The organism is Ruegeria sp. YTSC199, assembly GCF_059609725.1.
In genome coordinates, this window is sequence record NZ_JBXWMF010000056.1 from 1 (window position 1) to 7,491 (window position 7,491).

Sequence of the window (7,491 nt, forward strand, 5' to 3'; positions counted from 1 at the left end):
GGGATGGAGCAGCCCGGTAGCTCGTCAGGCTCATAACCTGAAGGTCGTAGGTTCAAATCCTACTCCCGCAACCAAAAAAATACAGACCGTTCAATCTATAAACAGTCAAATGGACTGCTTGATTAACACCGACACAGTGTCAGGTGTGGTCCGTGTTTGGATCGGCTTGTTTTCGCTCATGCGACTTGGGCGTGTTCAAATTGGTTCTTTGGTCAACAATTGTTCCACTCGTCCGGACTTGTGGGCTGCTAGCTTCCAGCTTTCGACTTCGATCGGTCAACAAAGCTCGAGACCAGAGGCGAAAACCGAATGTCGCGACCGTTGTTTCCTTGAGAAACTGACTAAGTCTTGAGAATTATGTGTAATTTTATACGCGAATGCTGGTAGTCCCTATATGGACCAGTCCGATGATTCTCTGGGAAGCGCAATGGCGGTCAGCGCGGAAAGGTTTTGGCGGCGCTCTGCTTTCTTACTGGTTGACGGAAAAACCACGCACCTTGTCAATGGCACGATTCAGGCGTAACGCCGCTCATAGATGTTGAATTCTTGGGCCCGTCCTAAAAACTTAGTATCTTTGGAGATTGACACGCTCAGGCAAACAGGTACTCGGTGCCGAAACAATTTTTGAATACAATCTAGGATGGTAAGTCGCGAGCGGCACTGATTTAATTTGGATGTCGTAGCTTATCAAGATCTCGAACTGGGAAAGAAATGCAATCTTCCAAGGACATAGTTGCAAGCCTCTGCGATGTACTGGCTTCAAACGACGATTCCAATACAGCTCGGACTGGCGACACATTTCGTAGTGTGATCAGAACACAGCTCTCAGTTCGCAATGCCAAATCCCCTTCGGTGGTGGCGTCCATTTACAGTGAAGTACTGAAACGCCCGGAAAATTGGCAGGACATGCCCAAGTTTGAAGAAGCCGGAGAAGAATTTGAGCCGGATGCCGCGATAAAGCAGGGTTACTCGCTTGTTACATGCTGCATGAACAGAAATGACCATCTGGTGCAGACCCTTCCGACGTGGTTGGTCCACCAAGATATCGACGAGATTATCATCGTGGACTGGAGTTCCGAAATTCCGGTCGCGATTACCCTCGAACAGACCGGGATTCGCGACCCTCGCGTCCGTATTCTTCGTGTCGAAGATGAAGGGTCCTGGATTCTCTCTCATGCCTACAACGTGGGTTTTCGGGCGACGACCAGAGACAAGATCGTCAAAGTCGACAGTGACATCATCCTTGAACCCGAGTTTTTCAGCCGCAATACCATGGGTGTTGGGAAACTGACCGCAGGAAACTGGCGGCTGGCGAAATCGGGCCAAAGCCACGTTAACGGATTCTTTGTTGTCGGGCGCGAGGACCTGATTGCTGTCAACGGGTTCAACGAACAGATTGTTACCTATGGTTGGGATGACGATGATCTGTATGATCGCCTGACACACTCAGGCGTTGAACGAGTTGATGTTGACCCCGACACCATTCGCCACATTGATCATTCCGACACAAGGCGCATCGACCGCCCCAAAAGCAAACCGGTCACCGGCTGGGATGAGGTGCAGGCTTTCCCGCAGTTTTGGATAGCCCTGAATCGGCAAACAGCTTCGTCATCGGCGCCTTGGGACAGCAGTTGCCCAATGGCCGGCTTCCAACAGTTGGGCAATTCTGAGGGCAATGTCCGGTTGCGGCGGAGCCACCCGTTTGGCGTTGACACAAACTTGATCGGGACAAGATCGGAACGCGCCGAAGCCGCAGTCGGTGCAATACAGGACGTTTTCGAGGGCGTTAAGATCACTGCGTCTTGCGAGGCCGTGGACTATGCGCTGATGACCCGTTCCCTTAAAGACGCGGTCGCGGCTATCGGCAGCGGGCCCTTGCAATCCGTTAAGAAAAATACCGAAATAACGGTTCCGATCGGTCACACCCAAGGCAGGCCGAAACTTATCGTCGATGCCCAGCATGGACTGGGCAATCGTTTGCGCGCGATTGCCTCCGGGGCTGCATTTGCAAAAGTCCATGATCGGGACCTGATTGTCCGGTGGGTACCAGATGAGCATTGTGATTGCAGTTTTTCGTCGCTGTTTGATTTCGACGGCGCCATCGAGGACACCAGCGACAACAACCCGGAAAACGTGTTGGAGGTCGATCTGATGAGCAAGGCATTTCGGGATGCCTTTGATTCCAGTTCGCTTGTTCACGCCAATCGTGACGTTCTCGTTCAGTCCGCCTACAGGTTCACCTTTGGAGCGCCTTACGACGAGATTGAAAAAGATTTCCTGCGCGCTCTGAAGCCAAGTGCGGATGTTCAGGACATGGTTGATTCCGTCAGAAGTCCGAACGATATCGCTGTCCACGTCCGTATGAATGGTGGCGCCGCCACGGATCCTCATGGGGACGTTCCCGGTGACTGGTCCAAATCGGAAGACGAGATTGCCAGACGCGCCCGAACCAGATCTCATTACGGCTTTTTCTTTAAGCGCATCGACGAGTTGCTGGAGTCTTCCGCCAATTCGACGATTTTCCTGGCTTCGGACAACTCGGAATCCTATGGCGCATTTGCCGCAAAGTACAAAGATCGCGTGTCCAGCCTGCCACGGACGGTGTACGACCGCTCGGAAATGCAGCTCAAATACGCGCTTGCCGATGTGATTTTGCTGTCCCGCGCGCCGCTATTGCTTGGCAGCAACTGGAGCTCATTCACCGAAATCGCCCATTCAATGTCTCAAAATCAGAAGCTAGAGATATCGGGGCAACATTTTTAATGTCGCTTCAAACGTTCGGACATGCGTCCAAGTCGAAATACATACGTAATAAATCCGCCAGAGTGTAAACCTGAATGAATGACAGTGAAACAAGGAGCTTAGCCGTTGAGAGCGTCATTTCAGCGTGCAAGCAACAAGTAAGTGAAGTTATCGTTCTGGGCGGCCGGACACACTCCGACTGGTGCGATGCATACAGGTTGAACGGTGTCGCGCAGGTCACCCATACAACGTTTGGAAAACTTGCGCAGTGCCATAAGACCGCTGAAGGTCTTCGCATCGTCCACGTCGCAAAGGGGCTGCCCGCAGCCAGTCTGAGCGAAGCGGAACACAGTGTCAGCCTGATCACGGAGATCGCGGATATCGTGGTATTCACACCGGTTTCGGCGACAGAACAGGACGTACAGGATCTTTTGATCGCCTGGCCTAGCTTTTGGGCGATGCTGTTTCTTGCCGAAGGGTTTATGTTACGCGATGTCGTGCGCCCGGCGATCTGGAACAGTTTTTTCAGCGATTGGGAATCCTTGCAGAGCACGGTTGTTTTCACAAATACCGAGTTGGGTGACGCCTGGGCGGACGCCGGCGGCAATAGTGTCGGTCCGGTCATCGACTATGTGCACCCCTCGACGCTTGAGGTGAATTTGAAACGTCTGCTGGCGATGCAAACCGCGGCAATGCTGGTGCCCAACAATTCCGGCAGCTCTGCCGACGCTCAGAATCTCGCCCCCAAAATCCATATTGCGTTGCCCAAGCGCTATTTGAAAAAGGATTATGAAAACAAGCTGTTTCAAGAGCAGCGCAAGTGGTGGAAGGTAGCCCTGAGCGCGCCCTGGAAGACGTCTTACTGGAGAGATCTTTGGCGGTTGCAACGACGAACCAAGCGTCAAATGAAATCCACCTAATCAAGAACAGCGTGCCCGCCGGGCAAAGCCCGCAGCCGTAAACCCCCTGGGTTTCGCGCCGGATCATGGTGCATTTCAGCGCCAATTTGGTTCAGAGCGCATCATTTTAAGCTCACTGCGAGTTTGGACCTCTGCGTGCCTTGCTAACTGTCGCTTGAGTTCTCGGTCGGCAAGGCCTCCGACACGTCGTCCGATGCCAGCAGTATGAATGTGCCGCGTAGGTTATCGGGCCTGAACCCGGAGACCCCCAAGTATCAAGTAAGATAAGAGGTTGGACTACTCAAGTAGATGCTTGCATGCTTGATAGTTCGCCCGCCTCAACTCGTAGAGCACGGGAGTTTTTGCCTCCCTCAACATGCGTCTAAATCCCGGATAATTGGATATTGCTTCCCTCTTCAACTTTGCATTCAATTTGGTTCCGATTGCCTCTTCCTCGCATACGCAAAGCTGCGGCAAATAGGGTTTCAGGGTGCTTATCTCATACATCGAGTCATGCCAGCATGCTTCAGACATGCTGCCGAAGTTCCTGCCCGTCGGTTCAGGACTGGATTCTGAGTGAGATATTTGGCTGTCAAAATCATTGAATTCTTGTGCCGTTCTCCCACCGCCGAGAGCAGCCAAAAGGTTCATGTCGAACTGCCGAACCGCGTTACTGTCACAACCGGACAACGCAATAAACGTGCCCGCATCGACGATAGGAGAACGGATCACCGTCGGCACTTCAAAGATTCCAGAGAAATCCCCGCTCTGGATTCTCCCTAGATGTTCGAGGGTCGCCGTCATCCCAGAAGGATTCACACTGAAACGCGCATTGCGCACAAAAGGCGCAAAATGTGACCTGACTCTTACTTTGTCAGTCTCAACATGCTGCGACCTAACAACACCAAAACCATTTCTGACAGTGACCAAGGTCTGGTCTTCAATCTCGTGGTAGTTATCAACAAGTAGATGGCTGCATTGCGCTTCAAATGCTGAAACCCAAGCCAGCATTATCCCGTCAAGATCTTGGCCAGAACCGCCACCGTTGAAAATACTCGCCATAAACGTCGGGTTTTCGAAGTAAACCCAAAAACCGTATCCTTTATAGACTGTTCCTTTAGCGGTCGCATCCGCGTAAATTGTGCGCTGTTTTGAAACCTTCTCCTGCGCCTTGGCATCTCGTTTCTTTGCTCTTTCTTGGCTCTCCGATTTCTTTCGTTGTTCTACCACCACCAGTGCATTCGACCTTTTTCCAGCGGTCATGCCACCTGGGTCAATGCGTTCTGCGGTCACTTCCGAGGCAAGCCCTCCCGAGCCATCCGGTTTTACATGGATCTTAAAGTTCCCTTGTTGGATTGTTGTCAGCTTGCCAGGGTCTTGTGGTATTCGGGCCCTGAAAACCACATGGTGCATTTCCACGTACAAAATTGTGCCTACGCGTCTAAGATTGGCTACATCAATTCGATTCTCTTTCAGAAATTCTGTGTAGTCTGTTTCCAAAAACCGCTTGTAAGCAGGGTCTCCGGCGACGACCAAATAATCAGCTGGATTGTCGTCAGGTCCAGGTGTGTGCAACATGACAACTACAAGTCGGCCATCTCTATTGTGTGCCTCAGCGACTACCATCTTCGAGTCTGAATGGACCATATTGAAGAAACTAAGGGCGTAATGCTTGAGCTCGGCAGAGACATCATCTTCGTTTATGTTGTCTGCCGCGGTTTTTGAGGCATGAAGGCCAAATAGAGAAACCAGAAATATCAAAATCAATCGATAAACAGCATTCCTAATCATAATGGATCGCTCCCAAGAACATCCCTCAGTCTCGCGGAAAGCTATGATTCTGGCAAATTTGGGGCACGAAGCACCACGCGTCAGGATCACAACTAAAGGGCTCTGGTCGCCATTTTTTAACTTGGCTCTCTGCCTCAACCCTTAGACGTTTTCGTCTGCCAAGTCTGAATAACCCGGTCCGGCCGCCGAACAGGAACCTACATCGATCTGGCAAAGGGCGGATTCGATATAACCATCAGGATTTGTGCGCGAGCAAAAACGCGGGTCACGGTGTAGGCAGCATGCATCAAAACCAACGATAACCCATAGACCTACTTGATCCTGGGAAGCGCTTCCGCGCAGGCAATCCTGCGCACGCACAGGGAGCGGAAATTTTTCGTAAAAACTCCATTAAAACATTGATTTAAGACCAAGATTCGCCACAGGCAGCACACAGCTGAGGCAACGCAACTCTCTAGTCCTGATCCAGAAAGTTCTGGAACTGGAGAAATGACGATGCCGAGCCTGTTTGACTGTTCTATCACGGCACCGCTGCGTGCCGGAACATCCTCCACCCGTGGTGCCGCTCGGTTTTTAACGGCGTTGTTGGCAGTTGCTACGCTGATATCGGCCGTAAGTGCTCCGTCACGCGTCGAGGCACAGCAACTGTTAGTAGTGGGCAGCGACCGCGGTGGGTATTTGCATGACCGTCTGGCTGAGCTGGAAAACCTTGAGCGCAACGGCATCCAGGTCGAAATACGCGGGCGCGTCTGTTATTCGACATGCACGATGTTTCTGGGGCTGCCCGGTACATGTGTTGATCCCGATACGACCTTTGGATTTCATGGCCCGTCGCGTAGTGGCCGTAGGTTAGCGCCCGAGGACTTCGACTATTTCAGCAAGGTTATGGCGGACTACTATCCGGAACCATTGAAATCATGGTTTATGACCACTGCGCGCAATCGCATCAACGGTGTCCACAAGGTGAAAGGCAGAGAACTTATACGCATGGGCGTGCCGGCCTGCCGGACCGCCTGAGGCTGGGCTTGCCCAGAGTTCAGCGCAGGGGTATCACGACCGGATCAAAAAACCGACGCCAGATTACCCAAACGGGACCTAATGCGGCCAACCAGTCAGGAGACCAGCGCATCGTGCTGACAACGCTTTTCAAACGGCTCGGGCGGCGTGAACCCTTCCTGCTTCCGAACCCGGACAGTCCGCTTTGCGTGATCGGAGATGTGCACGGCTGTATCGTCCAGCTGGAAAAATTGCTGTCCGATGTCCCTCAGAACTATCGAACTATTTTGGTGGGCGATTATGTCGACCGCGGCGAGCACAGCGCCGAGGTATTGCGCCTGATCAGCGCCCGCCCGGACCTGACCTGTCTGATGGGCAACCACGAAGAGATGTTGTTGCAGTTCCTGCGGGATCCGAAAGGGCAAGGCCCGCGCTGGCTGCGCAATGGCGGTTTGCAGACCCTGGCCTCATTCGGTGTGCGCGGGGCCCGATCCGAGATGAGCGGTGACGAATTGACGGACTGTCGCGACAAGCTGCGGGAGGCGATGGGCGGCGCGCTCTGCCAGTGGGTCTCTGAACTGCAGACCTGGGATATGTCCGGCAATGTGCTTGTTGTCCACGCTGGTGCCGATCCAGATACCCCGCCCGAGGCGCAATCGGACAAGGCCCTTGTCTGGGGTCACCCGTCGTTTCAGTCAAAGGTTAGGCGCGATGGTGTATGGGTTGTGCATGGGCACACAATCGTTGGAACTGCCGGAACGCAACAGGGGCGCATTTCCATTGATACTGGCGCATTTGCGACAGGTGTACTGAGCGCGGTCTGCCTGGACGGAACCGAGCCCAAGTTCCTGACGGCGCGTCCCTGAAGCTCTGACCGCAAAAAAGGCAGCATTGGACCTTTTTCAGACGGCTACTGTGCAAAACGTTGTCATGGCAAGTCACATTGAATAGAACCGATCCAAATTAGATCGGATTTAGAGCATGCGATGTTGATTACGCCCATCCTCCTTTGCGGGGGTTCTGGAACCCGTTTGTGGCCCTTGTCGCGTAAGAGCTATCCTAA

At 52.8% G+C, this 7,491-nt stretch carries 6 protein-coding genes; 5 read left to right on the top strand and 1 reads right to left on the bottom strand.

Annotated features, from left to right (window positions below; all coding sequences use genetic code 11):
• Positions 1–906 precede the first annotated feature (906 nt).
• Both AC2FEE_RS25260 and AC2FEE_RS25265 read left to right on the top strand, forming a co-directional pair.
• Complete coding sequence (locus AC2FEE_RS25260; RefSeq protein WP_496868172.1) at positions 907–2,763, top strand: galactosyltransferase-related protein; 1,857 nt, start codon at positions 907–909, stop codon at positions 2,761–2,763.
• 74 nt (positions 2,764–2,837) lie between these two features.
• Positions 2,838–3,662 carry a hypothetical protein gene (locus AC2FEE_RS25265; protein ID WP_496868173.1) on the top strand — a complete coding sequence of 275 codons (825 nt, stop codon included), beginning with the start codon at positions 2,838–2,840 and terminating at the stop codon, positions 3,660–3,662.
• Between the two features lie 276 nt (positions 3,663–3,938).
• Here the strand turns inward: AC2FEE_RS25265 and AC2FEE_RS25270 are convergent, their stop codons facing one another.
• Positions 3,939–5,432, bottom strand: a complete 1,494-nt coding sequence (locus tag AC2FEE_RS25270; RefSeq protein ID WP_496868174.1) for a hypothetical protein — start codon at positions 5,430–5,432, stop codon at positions 3,939–3,941.
• A 489-nt stretch (positions 5,433–5,921) separates the two neighbouring features.
• Here AC2FEE_RS25270 and AC2FEE_RS25275 point away from each other — a divergent pair, with 489 nt between their 5' ends.
• The 3 genes from AC2FEE_RS25275 to AC2FEE_RS25285 all read left to right on the top strand — a co-directional run.
• Positions 5,922–6,449: a hypothetical protein gene (locus AC2FEE_RS25275; RefSeq protein ID WP_496868175.1), complete on the top strand. Its 528-nt coding sequence runs from the start codon at positions 5,922–5,924 to the stop codon at positions 6,447–6,449.
• 113 nt (positions 6,450–6,562) lie between these two features.
• Positions 6,563–7,294 carry a metallophosphoesterase family protein gene (locus AC2FEE_RS25280; protein ID WP_496868176.1) on the top strand — a complete coding sequence of 244 codons (732 nt, stop codon included), beginning with the start codon at positions 6,563–6,565 and terminating at the stop codon, positions 7,292–7,294.
• A gap of 120 nt (positions 7,295–7,414) precedes the next feature.
• On the top strand, positions 7,415–7,491 hold a 77-nt coding region (locus AC2FEE_RS25285), incomplete at its 3' end, for a sugar phosphate nucleotidyltransferase (RefSeq protein ID WP_496868177.1).